The 21,159-nt window shown below is 45.4% G+C and carries 14 protein-coding genes; 5 read left to right on the forward strand and 9 right to left on the reverse strand.

The window, feature by feature from the left end; all coding sequences use genetic code 11:
* Positions 1 to 110 precede the first annotated feature (110 nt).
* Genes H70737_RS24960 through H70737_RS30005 form a run of 3 tightly spaced genes read left to right on the forward strand, consistent with a single transcriptional unit; the run spans position 111 to position 5,535 of the window.
* A complete protein-coding gene (locus H70737_RS24960) occupies positions 111 to 2,153 on the forward strand; it encodes a glycosyltransferase family 2 protein (RefSeq protein WP_042191656.1) in 2,043 nt (680 codons plus the stop codon).
* A complete protein-coding gene (locus H70737_RS24965; RefSeq protein ID WP_042191658.1) occupies positions 2,150 to 3,571 on the forward strand; it encodes a tetratricopeptide repeat-containing glycosyltransferase family 2 protein in 1,422 nt (473 codons plus the stop codon). The genes H70737_RS24960 and H70737_RS24965 overlap by 4 nt, the downstream gene beginning before the upstream one ends.
* Before the next feature lie 14 nt (positions 3,572 to 3,585).
* On the forward strand, positions 3,586 to 5,535 hold the full coding sequence (locus H70737_RS30005; protein WP_052404415.1) for a glycosyltransferase: 1,950 nt from the start codon (positions 3,586 to 3,588) through the stop codon (positions 5,533 to 5,535).
* Between the two features lie 26 nt (positions 5,536 to 5,561).
* Here H70737_RS30005 and H70737_RS24975 read toward each other — a convergent pair whose 3' ends face one another.
* The 8 genes from H70737_RS24975 to H70737_RS25010 form a co-directional block, all read right to left on the reverse strand.
* Entirely contained in the window at positions 5,562 to 6,293 is a 732-nt protein-coding gene (locus H70737_RS24975; RefSeq protein ID WP_042191661.1) for a glycosyltransferase, read from the reverse strand.
* Positions 6,290 to 7,492: a hypothetical protein gene (locus H70737_RS24980; protein ID WP_042191663.1), complete on the reverse strand. Its 1,203-nt coding sequence runs from the start codon at positions 7,490 to 7,492 to the stop codon at positions 6,290 to 6,292. The genes H70737_RS24975 and H70737_RS24980 overlap by 4 nt, the downstream gene beginning before the upstream one ends.
* A complete protein-coding gene (locus H70737_RS24985) occupies positions 7,489 to 8,943 on the reverse strand; it encodes a glycosyltransferase family protein (protein ID WP_042191665.1) in 1,455 nt (484 codons plus the stop codon). Before H70737_RS24985 ends, H70737_RS24980 begins: the two co-directional genes overlap by 4 nt.
* A 69-nt stretch (positions 8,944 to 9,012) precedes the next feature.
* Positions 9,013 to 10,095, reverse strand: coding sequence for a sporulation protein YunB (gene yunB / locus H70737_RS24990; protein WP_371915736.1), 1,083 nt, complete (start codon positions 10,093 to 10,095; stop codon positions 9,013 to 9,015).
* Positions 10,096 to 10,240: 145 nt separating this feature from the next.
* Positions 10,241 to 10,852, reverse strand: coding sequence for a TVP38/TMEM64 family protein (locus H70737_RS24995; protein ID WP_042191669.1), 612 nt, complete (start codon positions 10,850 to 10,852; stop codon positions 10,241 to 10,243).
* Between the two features lie 264 nt (positions 10,853 to 11,116).
* A complete protein-coding gene (locus H70737_RS25000) occupies positions 11,117 to 11,986 on the reverse strand; it encodes a glycine betaine ABC transporter substrate-binding protein (RefSeq protein WP_042191671.1) in 870 nt (289 codons plus the stop codon).
* Between the two features lie 15 nt (positions 11,987 to 12,001).
* Positions 12,002 to 12,835: an ABC transporter permease gene (locus tag H70737_RS25005; protein WP_042191673.1), complete on the reverse strand. Its 834-nt coding sequence runs from the start codon at positions 12,833 to 12,835 to the stop codon at positions 12,002 to 12,004.
* Positions 12,835 to 14,031, reverse strand: coding sequence for a quaternary amine ABC transporter ATP-binding protein (locus tag H70737_RS25010; RefSeq protein WP_042191675.1), 1,197 nt, complete (start codon positions 14,029 to 14,031; stop codon positions 12,835 to 12,837). The genes H70737_RS25005 and H70737_RS25010 overlap by 1 nt, the downstream gene beginning before the upstream one ends.
* 259 nt (positions 14,032 to 14,290) lie before the next feature.
* Between H70737_RS25010 and H70737_RS25015 the strand changes: the two genes are divergently transcribed.
* On the forward strand, positions 14,291 to 14,851 hold the full coding sequence (locus tag H70737_RS25015) for a GbsR/MarR family transcriptional regulator (protein ID WP_042191677.1): 561 nt from the start codon (positions 14,291 to 14,293) through the stop codon (positions 14,849 to 14,851).
* 62 nt (positions 14,852 to 14,913) lie between these two features.
* Here H70737_RS25015 and H70737_RS30010 read toward each other — a convergent pair whose 3' ends face one another.
* Entirely contained in the window at positions 14,914 to 19,809 is a 4,896-nt protein-coding gene (locus H70737_RS30010) for a carbohydrate binding domain-containing protein (protein ID WP_052404416.1), read from the reverse strand.
* Positions 19,810 to 20,116: 307 nt separating this feature from the next.
* On the opposite strand from H70737_RS30010, the gene H70737_RS25025 reads away from it, so the two are divergent.
* Complete coding sequence (locus H70737_RS25025) at positions 20,117 to 21,133, forward strand: LacI family DNA-binding transcriptional regulator (RefSeq protein WP_042191679.1); 1,017 nt, start codon at positions 20,117 to 20,119, stop codon at positions 21,131 to 21,133.
* Positions 21,134 to 21,159 lie beyond the last annotated feature (26 nt).

Below are 21,159 nucleotides of genomic sequence, written 5' to 3' on the forward strand. Positions count from 1 at the left end.
TATCCATGTGCTTTTTCTTTAACTATAAGGACGCCGAAGGCGTTTATGCTTGTGTCAGCAGCTATACATATGTGCAACAAACACATAATGCTTTCCAAGGAGGAACAACCGTGAATAATATTACGCTTGGCGTCCACCTCATCGTAAAAGATGAAGCTGATCTCCTACCTCACTGTCTCGCAAGCATAGCTGGTGCTGACGAAATTGTGATGATCGATACGGGCTCTACCGACGAATCCATAGCTATTGCCGAAGCGTACGGGGCTAGAGTCTTCCAACGGGAATGGACAGACGATTTCGCGGCAGTTCGTAATGAAGGGCTCGTTCATGCCTCAACAAATTGGATTCTTATCCTTGATGCCGATGAGTGCTTGCAGACCCCACTTACAGAAATCCGCAGCCTTCTGCAGAACACACAAGCTCAGGCTTTTACAGTAAACATTGATAATTGGGTTGGCGTACGACCTGAAGATAAGGTAAAACACAGTGCAGTCCGCTTATTCCGAAATGGACAGGGTTATCAATATAGTGGAAGAATTCATGAGGGAATTGACACTTCAATCCTTAGCAAACATAACCTCTCGGCGATTGAGCACAGTCAACTTGAGATTATACACTTTGGATATTTACCTGAAATCATGACACGAAAAGATAAAATCAATCGAAATAGACACCTGCTGCACCTCGCTTTAACCGAATATCCGGATGATCCTTTCCACTCCTATAATTTAGCAGTAAACTTCTGTCAGGACGGTCGTCTTCTGGAAGCTGAGACGTTGCTTCGTCAAGGCCTTCACCATGTAGTACTCGAAGCCTCCTATCGTCCTACGATGATTAGGGATCTCTGTAAAATTTATCATGCTCAAGGAAAAATGAATGCGATTGACCCCTTGCTGATGATTGAACTGGAACGTTATGGCGACTATCCTGATTTGCATTTTTTGTTAGGGCAATCTTTGGAGAGCCAAGGCCTTTTGGAACGTGCGCTATTAGCTTATCAACATGCAGAGTCCATTCCTGAGCATGAGGTGCTTAGCGGAAAATATGTATGTGAACAAGGAATGAGTACCTTTCGCCCCCTATACCGGATGGGTTTAATCTCACAGCGGCTTGGTCTTCTTGAGGATGCTGCGAGATTTTTTCATCGTGCACTTCAACACCATTCTTTATATACGCCCGCCTTGCAGGGGATTGCTGCTGCTTTTCAACGCTTAGCTGTCCCCGATGAGGAAATCGCAACTTTACTAATCCAACTCGTTCCCCCAACTACCTCAATCAGTAGATCCGCGATCATTGACAGTTTATATGAGATAAACGCTTATGAGACCATAACTACCTTATCCCGAGATATTTTTCCATTGGAATTGGATACTGCATGTAGAATCATCTCATCACTCATCATCACCGGCAAGCTAGAAGACGCGAGTACAGCTATAGGGCAGATGACCTCACTGGCTTCCCAAGATCACCTTGGTTTAGAGCATCAAAAGCAGTGGTATACTCTTTGGGCCATTTGCCAATGGGAACGATATGGAGAATTTAAAAAGGACTTGCTCAACCATATATCAGGTGAACTTCGTTCTGGACTGGAATACATTGAGCGATCCCAACGCCAACGAGTGGCATGTCCGGTAGAAATAGAGGTAGATCACATATATTCCTCATTCCTTTCCGACCTCATCGGGCAATCCGTAAAGCTGCATCAGCTCACACTTAGTCATACTTTAGTGGACTTGTTCCCTGCTTATCGATCTGAATTTGCCACAGCATTATATAAAGAAGGGAATTGGCAGGCCGCAGGAGAGGAATTTATTGTACTTGTTCGTGATAAGATCGCCGATGCAAGCGTGCTTTTTTATATTGGTGAGATGATCTTTGACAAAGGGCATTATTCCGAAGCCAGTGAATGGTTTCAGCAAGCGCTGGAACAAGAGCCTGAGCATGAATCCGCAAGAATCGGCTTATCCCTCTGTTATCTTCAGCAAGCGAAGCTGAGTATGGAAGATGCTCTACAAAGTTTAAAGGATGCCCATGCTCATGGCCCCTTGCAGGAGGATATCGGAGCTATCCGTAAATCCATTACCTTGCTAAATCGTACATCTTGGCACACTCAGTGGAGCTTCCGTCAGAGCGAAGGGAGGTCATCCCTATGAACCACTCAAGAAGAAAGCCACTAATTTCCTTATGCATGATCGTTAAGAACGAAGGAGATAGCTTGAGCCAATGTTTAAAAAGCGTACGCGGAGTCGTCGATGAGATCATTGTAGTCGATACTGGATCCAACGACGCCACGGTTCAAATTGCCCTAAGCTTCGGGGCCAAAATCATACAACACCCTTGGAGCGGCGACTTTGCTGCTGCCCGCAACGCGGGTCTCCAGCAGGCCCATGGACAATGGATTCTTGTTCTAGATGGAGATGAGGAATTAAGTGAGGAGAGCAAGGGAGAATTACTGCTATGTGCCGAGCATATGGAGTACGAGGCATTTTTCCTACGCATTCATAATCATAAAGGGCTAACCCCCGCTTCACAGACGATCACCGTCAATCCGATTATTCGGATGTTTCGTAATCGCCCTAAGTACCGGTTTAGCGGTATCATTCATGAACAGATCGCTGAGGCTATCATAACAGCTACACCCCAGGCACCGATGCATTTGACCACTGTAGTCATCCATCATTATGGTTACGCAGAAGGGGTAGTCGTCAAGAAAGATAAAATCAAACGAAATGTCGAGCTGCTGAAAGAGCAGCTAAGGTTAAATCCTAAAGATCCTTTCCACCATTTTAATATGGCTGTTGAGTATATGCGTCTGGGGGAGTATCAACCTGCTCTAAAACATATCCAACAATCACTAGAAGAGGCACCGCCTGATACAAGTTACATCCACCTGCTGCACAAATATGAAATTCGCTCGCTTGCAGAATTAAAAGATTATCCTGGGGCGCTTGCAGCTTGTGACCGTGGGATTAGCTCACATCCGGATTACCCAGACTTAGCTCATATCAAAGGGGCTCTACTCTTACAATTAGGTGCCTTTGCAGAAGCCAAAGTATCGTTGCTACAAGCGCTGGTCATCGGAGCTGCTCCTCCCGGCTACCATACTGAGGCTGGATTCGGTTCATATTTAACCTATTATATGCTGGGTCAATTATGTGAAGAGATGGGTGATGAGACCGAAGCCATTGCTTGTTACACCAAAACCGCACAGCTTCATCCCGAACCTACTCCCGTCATTGCCCGGCTACTACGAGCCCTGAAATGTGCAGGTCGTGAGAGTGAGATTTACGGTTGGTTCCACGCTCATCTGCCAGACTACACAGTGACTAAGAACAGGATTCTCCTAGAATTATTACAGAGTGAGGGATGTAATGAAGCAGCCGCACAGCTGATAAATGCCACAGAGCAGCCCATTTCTATAGAAGTGGCATTTAATCAAGCATCTGAGCAGGGGCGTTCACAGATTATGTTAGCGGATCGTCTGCTTGCTTCATTATCCTCTTCTGCTACCTATTCACCAGCGGTCAAAAGAGTACGCCTAGCTCTTCCGCTTCCCAAAGTTTCAGAATAGGAGGGACGTTTCCTATGACCACACCCGATATCACACTTTGTATGATCATTAAGAATGAGGCGAACCACCTGGAGAAATGCCTGTCTTCTGTGCAAGGAATCGTATCAGAAATCATCATTGTGGATACCGGGTCTGAGGATAATAGCATAGACATAGCAACTAAGTTCGGTGCAAAGATCATCGATATGACTTGGGAGAATGATTTCTCGAAAGCACGAAACCTAAGTCTGAAGCATGCAACTTCCTCTTGGATTCTAGTACTTGATGCCGATGAGGCTGTAGATCATTGGAGGAGGGAGCAGCTCCAGCACCTGCTGGACGCAGCGCATATTCACGGATATTGGCTACCCATTATCCACTATATCGGTGACGCCCCTGAAGCGGATTTTGTTACCGATCATGTCTGCCGCCTGTTCAGAAACGATAAAAGAATCATCTTTCGTGGAATCATTCATGAGGAGACGGCCAGCAGCATTTGGGAGCTTCCTGCGGGGGAGATCGCTTACGCTGAATTGCGTATTTATCACTACGGTTATTTAGAGGATGAACTACAGCACAAAAATAAATACCAGCGCAATTTAGCTCTCATCAATAGTGGTCTGCAGCTTCAACCGAACCATCTAATCCTTCGTTATGCACTAGGGGTAGAGCATTATCAACAGGAACAATATCATGCAGCGGCAGATGTACTTCTTCCATTACTCGCTGATGTTCCAACCCAATCCGGGTATGCCTCCGATATTTATCTAAAGACTGCCTATGCCTTACAACGATGTAACAGGCAGCAGGAATCTAAGGAAGTCTTTCATGCGGGGAGCTTATTGTTTCCTGATTTCACTGATTTATTAGAGGGCTATGCTGCTTTGTTGCTCGAACAAGGACAGCTTAGACAAGCTAGACACTTCTTGCAGCAAGCACTGAAGAGCGGAGATACAGCACATCCACATCCATCTTCTTCGGGAAGTGGAACGTATCGAACAGAACTACTAGCGGGCAGAGTATGCGAGAAGTTATTTCTATATCCAAACGCGCGGGAACACTACGAGGATGCTATACAATTCAAACCAGATTATACGGATGCGTGGAAACAGCTTGTCCCACTAAGCCTGCTATCCGGAGAGAGGTTAAGTATGATCGCATTGACCCGCTGCCATATCCACGCTCTCTCACCAATTACCTTAGGCTATCTTGTGCCCGCGGCGCTCAATGCTCGTGACTTTGAATGGCTGGTCACTCTCTCTTTTGCTTCGCAGCTACCGTTAGCCGTTCAAACCATTGTGCAGGCTTTCCTTGATTGTACTCAGCAGCAAGAGGGGGAACACACCCTAGCACCGCTTGAGCAGCTGCTTCATAATCCATCTATTCTCTCCGAACGTTCATCTATACTCGGCTATCTCTGGGCTTTGTCTTGCCGTGCTGGAGATACTGAATCAGCCATGAAGTGGCTTATCTCCATATCGCCATACAGACCGGGGATGCTAACAATTCATCATATCTTAACAGGTCGTTCTGACATTAAGCCTGCTCTTCCTGATCTGAGCTACGCTATGCAATTGCTGCTTCAGGTCGGTGCTTGGGATAGTGTATTATCGCTTTATCGACAATCAGAGGGCTCTTTATTCCAGTGGTGCAAGCTGCCGCAGCCCTTATACTATGGATTGCTTGAGGCTCCTATCCCCGTAAAGAAACAGTGGTGTTCCATCTATCTCAGTCAAACCCCTCATTATAATGCCTCGACGGACTGTGCCGAATGGCTATTATATGTGGCAATAGCTTGCTCCTGTGGGGAAACTCCAAAGATCGCTCAATCAGATGAAATGGCTTTGCGCAGAATCGGGGGAACTACCGCTGCAGTCGGTCTCTCATACTACAAGCTCATACTCGCGGCAAAAGCTTATCCCCATGGGATTTCCTCAGTTCAAATCCCATGGGGGCTGCTCGTCAGATCTGCCAGTCAGACCTAACCGACTGGCAGATTCGGATTTCAGAGCTATTCTTTCCATTCGATCAAATGGGGCTGCGCATCTAGAATGGACTGGTACTGCTCCAGACTCCCCCAGCGCCCCTCTGGATCAAGCTCCATATAACGCGAATATTTAAGTCGAAGCTCTTCCGGCGGAACCGCCCATCCATAATGCTTCACCCGCAGTTCGGCAAGAAAACCCGGTAATACAGAGTAAGAAAGCGGCAGCCTAGGAACATGATGATCCATTTTCGGGAAGAAATAATGAAAATTCGGCAAATATCGGACAAGTGTACGAGTATGCTTCGTATGGATATTCCAATGTTCATCTTCACGATAATGGGTGGTACCACCCCAGAAATCAAATAGCCGGAAAGATACCCAGTCATACACATCCTGATCAATCAGCCGTCTCATCTCCCGTTTAGCTGTCTCTTCATAGAACTCATCAGCGTCTACAGACAGGAGCCAATCCGGATTCGTAGATACCGCCAAATCCCATAATATCTGCCTTAGCTCCCACTCCCGATTAAACAAGGAGGTCTCCAGTGTCACAAGCTTCGTAACCTTGGCAAAAGAACGACATAACTGTGCCGTATGATCTGTACTTCCATCATCAACAACTACAATATCATCCACAAACTCACTCAGTTCTTCAAGTACCTGCTCCAGATACCTTCCAGCTTCGTTTCGAACCTGCATCATAGCGGTCAAGCGGTTACCTGCTGTTTTGCGGAGAGGCCATCTATGACTACTCATCCCTCCACTCTCCTTTTCAATCGTTTTACCGCCTCTTCTAGATCTGCCATCTCTGATAAAAGCGGCCACGCCTGATTGTCTTGCCCTGCCGCATTCAAGAAGCTGCGTATAGCCTCATGCCGTCTGCCATGTAGCAAGTGTATTGTGCCTTCTATAACCCCATCTACACTTCCCTCCAAATCTTGCTGAAGCTCTAGCGCTTTTTCCCATTGGAAGGTCCGAATATAATTCTGAATCAATAACAGCTTCGCCTCTGAGGTAGTCAGCGAACTCAGAATTCGTACTGCCGCAGCTTCATCCTCATTCAAGCGAAACAGCTCTGCCCGGACAAGTTCGTACTGCCCGGAGTGAAGCCAGCCCCGCAGTCTTTCCGCATCCCGCTTCTCCTCAGCTGTAAATGCCGTAATCGTATATTGTTGAACAGCTGTTTCCAAATCCCCAGTCTTACCCTCTATAGCCGAAAAAAAGCGAAAATGTGAATGAAGGCAATCTAAATATTCATACAGCACCATGAGCTCAAAGGATTGCGTCAGATAGCGGTTTGCTACGGGATCCCCCAACAAGTACAGATAGGAAGCTGCCAAGTAATGTACAACAGGTTGACTGGGCAGCTTAGCACACATGGAAATGTAATAATCCGCCCGCAACTCAAGCTGTATAGTAAACCAATTAGCAGGTGATATCGTTGAATCCTGCCACAAGTTCACTATGGCCTTCCTCCACAGTACCTCATAATCCGTAAGAAAATACAGCCGATCTCCCTGAAAGGTAGCTCCATAGGATTCCTGCTGATCCCCGCCGAGATAGAGCACACCTTCCCTGCGTAAGCTCTGCTCTAGATATATCCGTTCAGATCGGGTGGCTACAAGGTCAGCCTTTGCGCCAAGCAAACCGCTGTATTTATCCCATAACCACTTCTTTTCTTCTTCCGGGCAACGTTCTAGCAGAGCCACTACATAAGCTGCCTGCAAGGAGAGAACCTCTGTGAGCCAATAAGGAGAAGAGACAAGAATCGTGTATTGCTTCATGTTCAAAGAATAAATATCTGCAGCCGCAACTGCCCTAATCTGATTGTTAGTCTGCTGCTCACTGGTCATTCGTCCAGCAAAGCAGACCCCTTCCCGGTTGGGAAGAAGCTCTAGCAATCTTTTATATTCGTAGTCCTCCCAAGAACCTCCGCTTAGAATTAAATATTTCATGGGTGTGCCTCCTTGGAATCGGACAAATCCCCAATATAGCCTATTACCAGAGAGGCATTAGGGTGAAGCAGCAATTGACGGGAAGTAAACTTCCTATTGCTAATCATCCCGGGCACGATCCCTCCTTTGTAAGCAATACGTTCAAGAGGTAGAGTGAGCGCTGAATCTCCCCCTGCAAGTAAATGAACCCCCGCTTCCTCCATTTCAGTCGATAAACTTACGATCAGATCAGCGGAGCCTTGGGTTATGGCCTTCACCACCCGCTCAATATAATGTTTCTCATATTGGATAGAAGTGGACAAATACAGAATGATATCACTCTCATATAATGCAGATGCGTTCTTTAACGCCCGTAACCATCCATCCTCACCATGAACCGTTATCACTACATCATGTTCGCTAACCGGAAACTCAGGAGCAGCGTCCAGCAAAGTATCTCTGATCCAAATCCAGCGAATATACTTGTAGCTCTGCTGCTCGCGTGCAGCTATCCATTGCTCCTTCAGCTCATCACAATCCCAAGCTTCATCACAATACACTATGGCCGTTACCAACGGAGAAGCTAAGGGTATCCTGCCCAATGGTATAACCGGCTGTGGAAATTTTAAGAATTCAGTAGGCGGTACTAAAAGTCCTTCGTTCTCTATCCCGCTTTCAAGTGCCCATTTCTTGTAGTATGTCTGCCAGCCATTCGTCTGTTTGGATTCGTCCTTCGTTCTCAGGTATCTATCCAGTGACTGAATAGCATGAACATACACAGCTTCACTCAGTGCCAGTTTCGCTCCAATCTGCCGCGCTCGGAGACACCAGTCAGCTATCATGAGATGCCGCGCTTGAAGCGAGGTGTCAAAGCCGCCAATTCGCTGAATCAATTCCTTAGTGAATAGAAGACAAGATCCGGTTAGCACTTCCACCTCGCGCCATTCGCCTTGATACCGCCCAAGACTGTAGCTTACATGCTCAGCTAATTCATGATGAGTACCAAAGTGAAGCCGTTTCTTCCCTTCCCCTCTCTCGGTAGAAGAACGCGGAGCAATGACTCTAACGGAAGCATCATCAAAGGAAGCCCACATTAACTCGCTTAACCAGCCAGGCGATACCATAATCGAATCTTCAAGCAGAACAGCAAAGGTGGTCTCGATATGGGCCAGAGCTAGGTTCGGCATATACTCCACCTTCTCATAGGGTAGGAAGAGCACTGGTTCCTCTGGCGAGAACTGTCTTGCTAATACCTCCATGGGGAAATCGGGCGTCATTGAAACAGCAATAATGCGCACAGCCACTCCTGAGTGGCGCAGCAGCAGGGGTAAACAGACCCTGGCACATTCCATACGGCTAAGCTCAACTACAATAGAAATCCCATCTTCACTTGGCAAGGGTAAAAGTCCGGCACGTTCAAGGAAACCATATCTCCCTGCCAAGCGTTCCATATTCAGCGATTCATGTGACATTTGGACTCACGCTCCATTTATTTAAAGCAACTCTACCAATAGTCTATGAGCGGTTAAGCACGATATCCCTTAATTCCCTCCATTTACACCTTTGCCGCCTTCTTCTGTATGAGCTGCGCCTGTATTCGAAGAATTGGGTGCAGCTGGTGATGAATTGCTATCCTCTTGGCTATTCCCAGGGGTATCCTTGCTCTGATCTGATACTCCATTTTTATCTCCACTTACAGATGGTGCAGGAATAGCAATTCCCGGGGCACTGCTGCCATTAGCTCCGACAGGCTGACCCTGATTATCGTAGTAATACATAGGCACGTCTCCGACGACCATCAAATATGACACAGGAATTTCCGTATCCACTACTTGGGGCTCCATGTCAAAAGGAATAACCACCGCTACCTCCGTAACAATATGGATATAGACCTCAACTAAAATCATATTAATTCCGGCATTTTGCTGGCGAGTGCTGAGTTCAACCTTAACAGCACCTTGCGGTTCAATCTTGATCGGGATATCAGGTCCATAAGAGGCGATGAGAGGACTACCTAGTGCCTGACCGAGCGGAATATATTCTGTCTGATTATGCAAATCCTGCAACGTGGTCTGGATTACCTCTGCTGCTTGCGAAGTAATACGCATATGCTCCGCATAGTTCAACATAAAGCCTGATATTTTCCCGTTCTTATCGGTCTTCCAATCAATCAGTTCCTCCGCATTTCCTCCGTTCGCAACTTGTGAAGTAATCGCTTTATTTATCGACTCTGTTGCGATTTGCTTCACACGAATTTGCGCTAAATGCAAGATAGGTGGCTTCATGTGCAGCTCCACGTATCGCAGTGCTTGTAGCACAAGCACAATCAATACCAAGGATGCAATCAACCAAAATTTGCGCCGGCTTCTTGGCTTACGCGTGTTTCCGCCGGAAACGGTCATCTTTCTCTCTGCCCTACTGGATGATCTCATATGACTTCTACTTCGCTTAGCTTCAAAGCGTGCACTCTGTGGTCTTGCCGCTGCCCTACTAGGTTTTGACTTGAACGCGGAGCTTCTTCCAGAGAACCTCGGCGTCCCGCCCCCATTTATTTTTGGCAGCCGAAGCTGACCTAGATCAGGTAATCTTAGCCCTCGGTTCCCCCATTTTCTTAATCTCCCCATTGCGATAGTCCCTCCCACCTTACGTAGAGGTCAAGCCACCTCCACTTAGTTTAAGGTATTCGGAAAGAAGACAAAAAAGAAGAACGTTCCCTCCGGCGGATAATGCCAAAGAAACGTTCTTCATTTATTTGATGATCAATTAATATTAGTGCATTCTACTCCGTTTATCTTCCTGTAGATGGTCCCAGTGCCGCCGTATAAAGATACCGATTAGAATAGCGATAAACACGGCATACCAAGTAATATATCCATTCCATTCTTCCCTAGGGACAATTAGACTTGAGCCGATCGTACCGAATAGCCAAATGTAAGACAGATTCCCAAGCACGGTTCCCCAAATAAAAGATGATGCTTTTATCGGTGAAACAGCGGACATAAAATTGATTATATTGTTCGGAATAATGGGAATCGTACGTAGAAGGACCAGCGTCCAAATTCCATATCGGTCCAAGTAACGCTGCCATTTATCATACCTTTTCAGCTTGGACCTCCATTTTCGATCAAACCAATTGTAAAGGTATCGTCGAATGAGGAAGTACATCAGTATTCCACCCAGATTACAAGCCAGCCAACTAATTATCATACCTCCAATAACGTTAAATACTGACACATGGAGGACAATCAAAATTACGAACGGAAAAAATCCTAATATACTCTGCAACAGCGCCAATGGAATCGTCACAAATAAAATAGAGGGTCCACTAAGGCCAAGCGTTTGCAGCAGCCAATCTATCCAGGTATTTATGGTCTCTGTCATGAAGCAGTCTCCTCTCTTGACTCCTTGCAGCAGCTGCCTCCTGATTTACTTCGCTAAAGCATAAGTGTGAGCATTAAAATATAAGCAAAGTATAGATATTCCTTTGAATACTTTGCTTATATTCCCAAGAAAAACACCCCTTCCGGGGTGTTTTATTGAATGATTTTGCTTATGAAGTGCATTTGTAAAGAACAGTGGTTAGCGTACAAGTTACACTTTTGTAATCCATTGATTCTTCACATCATACCACAGAATTCTATCTACTTACAATTCTACACCTTGAATCCACGCATTCACTTTATCTGGGTTGTTTTCTACCCAAGTTTTAGCAGCTTCTTCTGGTGACTTCCCACCTTGAACCTCAACCATTACTTTCGCCATGTCTTCTGCTGTCCACTCGAATTGATCCAAGAACTTATAGACATTCGGCATGTCTTCTTTCAGACCTTGACGAACCATCGTATGGATTTGCTCATCCGCACCATATACACCTTTTGGATCTTCCAGATATTTCAGGTCCATATTGGCGAACATCCAGTGTGGTGTCCAACCCGTTACAACGATAGGCTCGTTGTTGTCATAGGCTTTTTGCAGCTCCTGAGCCATCGCTGCCGATGAACTTTCTAGAAGCGTATATTCACTAAGACCATATTCCGCAATAGCCTTTTCAGTCGTCGTCATAATACCAGCACCAGGCTCAATTCCGATAATTCGATTGCTCAATTTACCTGCCAGGTCACTGTTCTTCAAGTCTTCAATAGAATTAATATCCATGTACGCTGGAACCGCTAAACCAACTTTAGTTCCGTTCAAATTAGCACCTAAATCTTCGATTTTCGAACCATACTTCTCTAAATAAGCTGCATGCGTGCTTGGTAACCAAGCTGCGACCATAGCATCCGCACTACCATCAGCAACCCCTGCCCACATTGGGCCTGCATCTACCTGTAGCATTTCAACGGTAGCTCCAAGCTTAGTTTCAAGTACTTCTTTAACAACATAAGTACTCGCAATTTCGGAATCCCATGCCACATATGCCAATTTCACTTTTTCTTTACTAGTGGATGAACATCCGGCAATAACAGTAATCATCATAATCACTAACAGGAATATACCTATATTTTTTTTCTTCATATCTATTTAAAACCCCTATCTCTGTTTTGGTTTTAGTGCATTCTGCGTTAAACGGTCGAGTAGAATAGCTATAATAACGATAGCAATCCCCGCCTCGAACCCATCTCCTGTCTTAGCCTGCGATACCGCGCGGTATACATAGGCACCTACACCTTGCGCACCGATCATAGATGAGATGACAACCATCGAGAGTGATAACATAATCGTCTGATTGACGCCTGCCATAATCGTTGGCAGTGCGATCGGCAGCTGCAATTTAACCAGCTTCTGAGTTGGTGTTGAACCGAAAGCATCGGCTGCTTCAACTAACTCCTCTGAAACCTGACGAATACCGAGATTGGTCAAACGAATTGTCGGTGGAATCGCAAAGATGATCGATGCAATTACACCTGGAACTACCCCAAGTGAGAAAAAAGATACCGCTGGCAATAAATACACAAATGCCGGCATCGTCTGCATAAAGTCCAAAATAGGCGTAACTGTATTTCTAACCGCATTTCTCTGCGCACACAAAATACCAATCGGTACGCCGATTACTACAGCCAATATCGAGGCGGTTAGAACAAGGGCTAAAGATTGCATCGAAGGTCCCCATAATCCGAGATTATCGATTAAGAGCAGTCCGATTACCGCAAATAAAGCCATGCGCCATTTCCCAATCCAATAAGACAAAGCTGCAATAAGTACGATAAGCACTAATGCAGGCAGGAAGGTCAGCGCACCTTCAATTGCAGAAACCATTCCACCGATTATTGTAGCGATAAAGTCAAACAAGGGGCCACAATACGTAGTTAGCCAGTTTTCCAACCACTCGAGGGCCTTTCCTAAAGGCAGTTTTGGAATGTCCATTAAGATCCTTCTCCTTCCGGTACCGCGTTACCCGCGAGTGCGGAAAGAACGGCTCCCTTAATCACAATGCCCTTTAATTTATCCGCTTCATCTACGACGGCTACAGGCAAATGTGTCTCAGATATTAGTTCAAAGAAATCATTGAGCAGCGTTTCTGGATATACACGAGGAATCTCCCGCCGTGTAACCTCTAGGATGGATTTATTATCCTTTAGTGCCTGTGCTGCGTCCTCAGCTGTAATAACACCCAAGAGCTTGTTTTCTTTGTCTACCACATACAAGCTGAATATGCCGCTATCACGCATTAATTGAAGTGCTACCCGAGGTCCACGCTCAGGTCTAACCGTTTCCGGTTGCCGCATCACATGAGCTGCTGTTAGCACCTTGGACAAGTCCACATCCTCCACGAACCGCTCTACATATTTATTGGCAGGTTGAATGAGAATCTCTTCCGGCGTACCAATCTGCACGATAACACCGTCTTTCATCAATGCAATCCGATCACCAATCCGCAGGGCTTCGTCTAGATCATGAGTGATGAACACAATCGTCTTCTTCACTCTGGACTGCAATTCCAGCAGCTCCTGCTGCATGTCTTTACGGATCAGCGGATCTAGTGCACTAAAGGCTTCGTCCATGAGCAGGATATCTGGGTCATTAGCAAGTCCTCTTGCTAGTCCCACACGCTGCTGCATCCCTCCGCTGAGTTGATCCGGGCGATGGTTCTCCCATCCCTTTAGACCCACTAGATGCAATGCCTCCATGGCCCGTTCAGTTCTCTTCTTTTTATCTACGCCCTGAACCTCAAGTCCGTATTCCGCATTCTCCAATACCGTTCGGTGTGGAAACAATGCGAACTTCTGAAACACCATGCCGATGTTCTTGCGCCGAAATTGCCGAAGCTCCTCCGGGTTCATTTTAACGACGTCTTTTCCTTTAAAAAGGACTTGTCCCCCTGTAGGCTCAATCAAACGGTTCAACAAACGAACCAACGTTGACTTACCGCTGCCGGACAATCCCATAATTACGAATATTTCTCCTTCTTCAATGCTGAATTCGGCTTTGTTGACTCCGACCGTCAACTTTAATTCCTGAGCGATCTTTTCCTTTGACCACCCTTGCTCTAATAATGGAATCGCCTTTCCCGCATCATGACCGAATACTTTGGTTAGCTTTTTCACCTCTATAATAGCCATGCCGTCCTCCTTCTCCCGAAAATATATCCGGGTTTAGTTCACTTATAGTAGTGTACCGGACTATTGAAAATTCATGCAAACACCATATACGGATAAAATTTAGTGTACAGTTTTAACTTTACGTACTTTATGTATAGAATACTCTGTTTTACACCAAATTCCTTTCTTCATGATTTCTTTACTTATGGAGGGGGATTTGATTACAATACATTGTATAAGGTTGCAGCAGTCTATCGACCTATTCCTCAGGAGGGACATCATGAACGATTTAGAAGGGTTAACACCCGAACAAATAGAGAAGATTAGTAAGGCCCGTGAACGCGTGATAGACTCTATCGGTAAAAATATGGACCTATACGGCATCACTTTATCCATTGGGCATTTATACGGTTATATGTATTTCAATCAAGGTCCAGTGACACTGGACGAGCTTAGCAAAACAATGGGAATGAGCAAAACGTCCATGAGTACGGGAGTCCGTACCCTCCTAGATCTGAAAATGATCGATAAAGTTTGGGGGAGAGGGACTCGCAAAGACCTGTTTACCACTGTGCCTGACTGGCATCAGAACTTCAGTGATTACTTCTCTATTAAATGGAGAAAAGCCGTCGAAGGAAATATGATTTCACTAGCGAAATCACTTGCAGAAATTAACGATATGAAAAAAGAGTATAGTGACGATAGTAAACTTATGCAGCTCTTAAATACAGATGAAGAGAAGATTACCGAATCCATTAATTACTACCGCTGGTTGCTAAAATTAATAGAATCCTTTGAGAATGGTAAGATCTTCGAATTTATCCCTAAAGAAGAATCTTAATTCCAAAACAAAAAAAAACGACAGTGCTCCTGTAAAAAGGAAAACACTGCCGTTTTTTTCGTTTAACCTTCGATTAAGCTTACATCATCCAAATAGATCGTGCTGCCCGCACTAATTTCATTATTCGTCTCCGTACTGTTTCCATCAATAAGCCCTAGTAAAAATACCAAATGAGCCCCTGCGTCTGTCGCACCGTTCATGGTAAATGTGTAGCTGAATTCTTTCATACTTTGGGTCAAAGCTATAAGCTCAGCTTCCATATATTTGTTGTATTCCCCGCCTTTATGCTCCACAGCTACCTGAATATTACGGTTTACCGTAGAACGGGCCTTAAACTTCAAGGTATACGTCTTTCCCTGAATAAGCTTCAGGTTTTCATAATCCACTTGTGCGCTGTAAGCAGCTTGCCCTGTGCCCGTCAGATCTATCGCAAATTCCCCATCTTTTACAGCAGCAGATCCAGTTCCATCAAAATACTGGCTCCACCCTTTAGAATCCACATCAAAGGTTCCATTATCCAGCGTACCGCTTGGTGGGTTCACTGGCGGACCACCTTGTACCTCCCGGACCACAATATCGTCAAAAGAAATCGTATGTGGCGTACTGTTAGTCGTAGGATCAGTGCCCAGCGATTTGCCGATCAGATAATTCAGCTTCAGCGGATTGCTGTTGGACACCGTAAATTGTGCGCCATACGTTGCCCAATCGGCAGTAATATCAAACTTAGCTTGAGCGGAAGCTGCAGAAGTATTGGAGTATTCTAGGATGATCTGCCGCGGAACCGTTGATTTCGCCTTAAAGCTCACCTCATACGTTTTTCCGCCTTCCAGTGGGATACCCTCTTGGTAGAATTGTGTATGCCACGCCTCCCATCCTGCCGACGTAATCAAGATTTCTGCCACGCCATCCTTTACCTCAAACCCAGAAACACCACCTTCTCCAGACCATGTAGACCAACCCGTCTTACCACTGCCGAACGAGCCATTTATGACTAGATTGTTATCGTTAGCAAGTATCGTCTGAAGCACAGATGCATTTGCGTAATGGTCAGCTTCTACAGTGATTGTATAGCTGCCCTCGGATGGAAATACTGCTGCATCGATTGTGATTTTTCCAGGCTCAATGGTGTACTGTTCGGTTTCAAGTGTTATACCATTAACCTTCACTGCAATGATTTTCTTTCTCCAATCCTCATGGTCTATGAAGGTTAGTTCAATCGGCTGCGAAACTCTGTTATTGCTGCTATCGCTTAGTAATTCCTGCGGTTTGGCCGGTGCATTTTTGATTTCAAATTTCACATTATCGATGATAATATCATGGCTTTGAGGAATACTAATTCCCTCAACCTTTCCAAGCAGGAATTTAAGTGACAATGTGTCCTTACTGCCTTGACGGAATTCGAATGTGTAATGATTCGTTGCTGGTGTGAGCTCTACAATTTTTGTAAATGAAGCCTGATAAGACGCATTTTCAACATTCACACCGATTTTTCGGGCAATGGTTGAACTGGCATCAAACTCTAGCACATAATCTATTCCGCTTGCAGCTTTCAAGTTATTTTGAAACAACATCACGGAATATGGCTGGCTACCCGTATTCGTAATGTTAAACTTCGCTGTTCCATCTGTAGCAGTAGCAGTGCTCTGTCCGCCCTGCTCCGTCAACAGCCAATCCCAGGCATGAAATTCAGTGTTGAATTCACCATTCACAAGCGGGTAGTAGACAAGTGATGGATCATAATAAAAGCTCGTGCGCAGCAACTTGAAGTTATCCAAGATGACTGTATCGGTAGCACCGTTCAGAAGTAACACAAATTGTCCCTCATGATCCGTTGTACCTGCAAGGTTGGTGAAGACTGCTTTTATTTGTTGTTCACCTTGGGCTAAATTAACTGACTGCTGCGCATGTACGTTGCCGTCTTTTCCAAGAAGCTGAACTGTGGCAGTATGTGCAGAGGATACTGCAGCATTAAAGGTAAGCTCATAATCTTGGCCCTGTATGAGCTGAATTCCCTTCTGAAGCAATCGAACTTCGCCACTTTCGCTGCCGCCAATCTGCAGATTCAGCTTTCCTGTATCATCTACATTGGCAGTGGACGTTGTACCATTGGCTATTTCTACGTGCCAATAGCTCATCCGATTGGGCTCACCAAGATCGAAAGTGCCATTGTACAGATGATTACCGCTACCGAGCGGTGTTTTTATTCCATCATGATCAAAAGGAATACTATCTACCTCTTCCAGACGGACATTACCTAACCAAACTGGTGAAGCGTTAGTTCCCATATTGAACTCTATCCGTGCTGCAATGTCAGAGTTGTCCTTCATTTGAAACATCGTTTCGTAATGGGACATCTCGGAAGTCAGCTCTGCCTTAAGCGCTGGAGAATAAGCCGCAAAGCCACGTGATTCTCCCCCCGTTAATTTAACACTAATATTACGTGACACATCTGTTTTGGCATCGAAGCTGAGCTTATAGAATCTACCTTTAGCAACGGATACAATCGCTTGAGGTTGAACGGAATAGGCATTGCCTCCAGCGTTACTGATATTTACCTTTAGGAAGTTGTGTCCTCCAATCGGTACAGTGGAAACTGTAGCATCAGCTCCTGGTTCTTTAAACAAAACCCAATGTGAAGTATTCGGTATGCCCATTCCATCATCTCCCGGAACCTGCTCCGTGAAGTTGTTGTTATAGACAAGGTTTCCGTCAGGAAGTGCTAGCTTTGAGCCTTCCAAGTAAGGCTCCTTATCCAGCGTAACTGGTACCGGCTCACGATACTCTCGGCCTGTCAGTTCATAGACTCTGACATAATCAACCTGCATCGATTTTGGAAACACGGTTTCTGGTGTTGGATCACCATCGAAGTTGCCGCCGACAGCCAGATTTAACAGCAGGTGGAACTCCTGATTGAACGGTGCTGGATAAGCATTATTCGCAGGCTGGCCATTGCTGATGCTGTACCAGTCATTTTTGGTCAAGAACAGCTCACCATCTACATACCAGCGAATTTCTCCCGGTTCCCACTCAATGGAGTACGTATGGAATTGTTCTATCGTGGAGCCTTCCGGGAACACGTACTCTTTGCCAGAGTATACATTGTTAGGCCATTCGCCGCCGTAATGAATGGTACCCGCTACCGTATTAGGACGGCTGCCCCAGCCCTCCATAATATCAAGCTCACCAGAGGAAGCCCAATTTCCGTACTCGTAGTTCTCCGGCAGCATCCAGATCGCTGGCCAGTACCCTTTTCCGGTAGGCGCTTTAGCCCGAATCTCGAATTTCCCATATTTCTTGCTAAACAGACCTTTCGTTTTAAGTCGCGAAGAAGTGTACTCCTTGCCACTTACTGCTTCTTTACGCGCGGTAATCACTAGATTACCATCCTGTACCTTTGCGTTCTTCTCATCACTTGTATACCATTGCTTCTCGTTGTTGCCCCAACCTGGATTGTTAAATTGCGAACCATCTCCAAGGTCATAGGTCCATTTCGTAGGATCAATGCTTCCTTCATTGAATTCATCTCCCCAAACCAACGTCCACGGATCATTGGTTGGTGTTGGACCTCCATTACCAGAACTGCTTGAGGCTGAAGTTGCTACTGGCAGTGTCGTTTTACTAGTGTTTCCTTTCTTTAATGGCGAGCCGCCAATCGTTACTCCATCGGCTTTGTTATCTATTGAGGTTACGCTTCCGCTGCCTTGAATCGCTGTGCCTCCAGCGCTCGCAGTCAGGATTAACGCGGCCACCTGTGCATTGTTCTCCAGAGTCAATTGCGTTGAGCTGCCCACCGTAAGACTGGCAACAGTTCCTGAGATTCTTAGCAAAGAACCGCTGACTGCTGAGTCTGCCGAGCGAACCGCTGCAAATATCCCTCGAAGTGAGATAATATGAGGGACGACGTTCATCTCAACATCCCCAAAGCCTGCTCCCGTAAGATCGCTACTCTCTTCCAAGATAGCTCCGGATTGCAGCTGCACAGTACCCACAGCTGTTGAACCGCTGGCATAAATTCGAACCTTCCCGTTAAGTTTGGCTACTTGAAGCGGCCCAAGAGAAGTATTGTGTAAGCCAATACTCTGCTCACCGCCACCTCGTACAAACGTAGTCCCTGTTACCTTTACACCTTCAAGCTTCGCATTCCCTTCGGCAATCCCCTCCGTTAAATAAAGATTGCCTTGGATGACAGTATCTTTAAGAACCACATCGGCATGATTAATGATTACATTGCCCTTTACTGTTCCAAGCGAAGTCTCTCCAGATTTTAAGATGAGTCCCGAAACCATTCGATCAGCAAGCTGAGCAAGCTCTGCACGTGTAATTCCGCCCTCAGGCTTAAACAAACCTCCAGGATAACCTTTAATAAAGCCAGCACTCGATAGGGCTGCTATCGCTTTCGCAGTTTCATCACTGACTCCGTTCAAATCAGTGAATGCTGATGTGCTACTTTTGTCCGTATTGAAACGAAACACTTTCTCCAAGGATAGTGCCGCCTCAGCACGCGAAAGCGCATGTGAAGGATAAATATTGTTATTCTTATCACTGCTTAAATATCCAGCTGTAATCCCTTTGGCAATATCACTCTTATACCAGTCTGTAGCCAGCACATCCGCTGGAAGCTTATCCGATTGCTCCTGATAATTAAATATACGATTCATAATAGCTGCGAACTCTGCCTTTGTGACTTCCTTACCAGGTCGAAACGACCCATCGTCATATCCACTTATAATCCCATTTGCGCTCCAACGCTGTAATGGACCTGCAGCCCAATGGCTTGGAGATACATCCGTAAACGCTTTCAATACATCGATTGTTTCATTTTCCACTTTCGTTGCCGCTGAATCAGGTGAGTTTCCCTTTAATGGCTCTGCCGCTGAAGCATTCATGCTCCCAACCGGTGATAGCAGCCCGGTGACAAGGAGCATAGCAGCTATTGCTGCCGTGAAATTCCTCTTCATCCTAAACATCACTCCTCGAATTTCGTAATATTCGTAATTCAAGCGAAGAATCGAAATCGGTTTCGACAATGTTATTGTTGCTTAGATTTCCATATTTGTAAAGATATAATTTTGAATTTTTTTACATTATTTTTTTCGGAATATATCTCAGTATTAAAATATCCGTTTGACTTGTTTCGGTAATAAGAATAGACTTAAAACAACTGTTTTACTCTTCACTCCATTCAAAAAAACTCATAAATAACCGCTCTACTACAGTCTTTCCCCCATATTCCAACTATTAAGCGGAGGGTGGCTTATACTACATATGAATATCAAAATGATTGCCGAAATGGCAGGCGTTTCTGTCTCGACCGTTTCGAAAATTATGAATAATTACAGCGATGTTTCGGAAAAGACCAAGAAAAGAGTCCTGGAGATCATCGAGCAAACTGGATATTCACCATCCAACTCCGCCAAGACACTTGCAACCAAAAAATCGAATCTGATCGGTGTGATTTTTGCGGGTGAGCTTAATGTAGAATTTACGCACCCTTTTTTCGTTGAGGTATTAAACTCCTTCAAGAAACAAATGGGTGTACTGGGATACGATCTCATCTTCTTTTCGAACGAAAAATTTATTAGCAGCGGAGATTACTTCGCGCGCGCTGTTCATTTTAATGTGGATGGCTGTGTCATTATATCTGGACAGAAGATGGAGCCAACGATCCACGATCTGGACATGAGCAGTATCCCTTGTATCGGGGTAGATCTCGAACTAAAAGGGAAGAAGTCAGGCTTTGTTATGTCAGATAACTTCCAAATATCCTCTAAGGTCGTAGAGCATTTTTATCTTCTTGGTTATAGGGAGCTTGGTTTTATAGGAAGTGCCGCAGATTCAGAAATATCCAATCTACGGGAAGCAGGATATACCAAAGCTATCGAAAGTTTCGGTCTCCCTTTGAACCGGCGTTGGTTTGTACATGGCGACGATTTCTTTGAGTCCAGCGGGTATACGGCTATGCAACAATTAATTCAAAGCGGCAGTTTACCAAAGGCCATTTTTGCTGCCTCTGATTTGCTGGCTTTAGGAGCCATCCGTGCATTAAAAGAACATGACCTCCGGATCCCTGAGGATATCGCCATCATCGGCTGTGATGACATCGAAGCCTGTAAATATACTACACCAAGACTGTCTACCATCCGTCAGAACAAACAACGACTTGGTATCCTCGCTGCCCATATGCTCTATGACTTGATTAACAATCAGTCAGGTGGTGGTTCATTTGTTGTGGAGCCCGTACTTGTTGTGCGCGAGTCCTGCGGAAGCCAATTGAAATTTTAAGGTATAACATGAATAAATCCCCTCAA

The sequence above is a fragment of the Paenibacillus sp. FSL H7-0737 genome (assembly GCF_000758545.1).
GTDB lineage: Bacteria > Bacillota > Bacilli > Paenibacillales > Paenibacillaceae > Paenibacillus_AQ.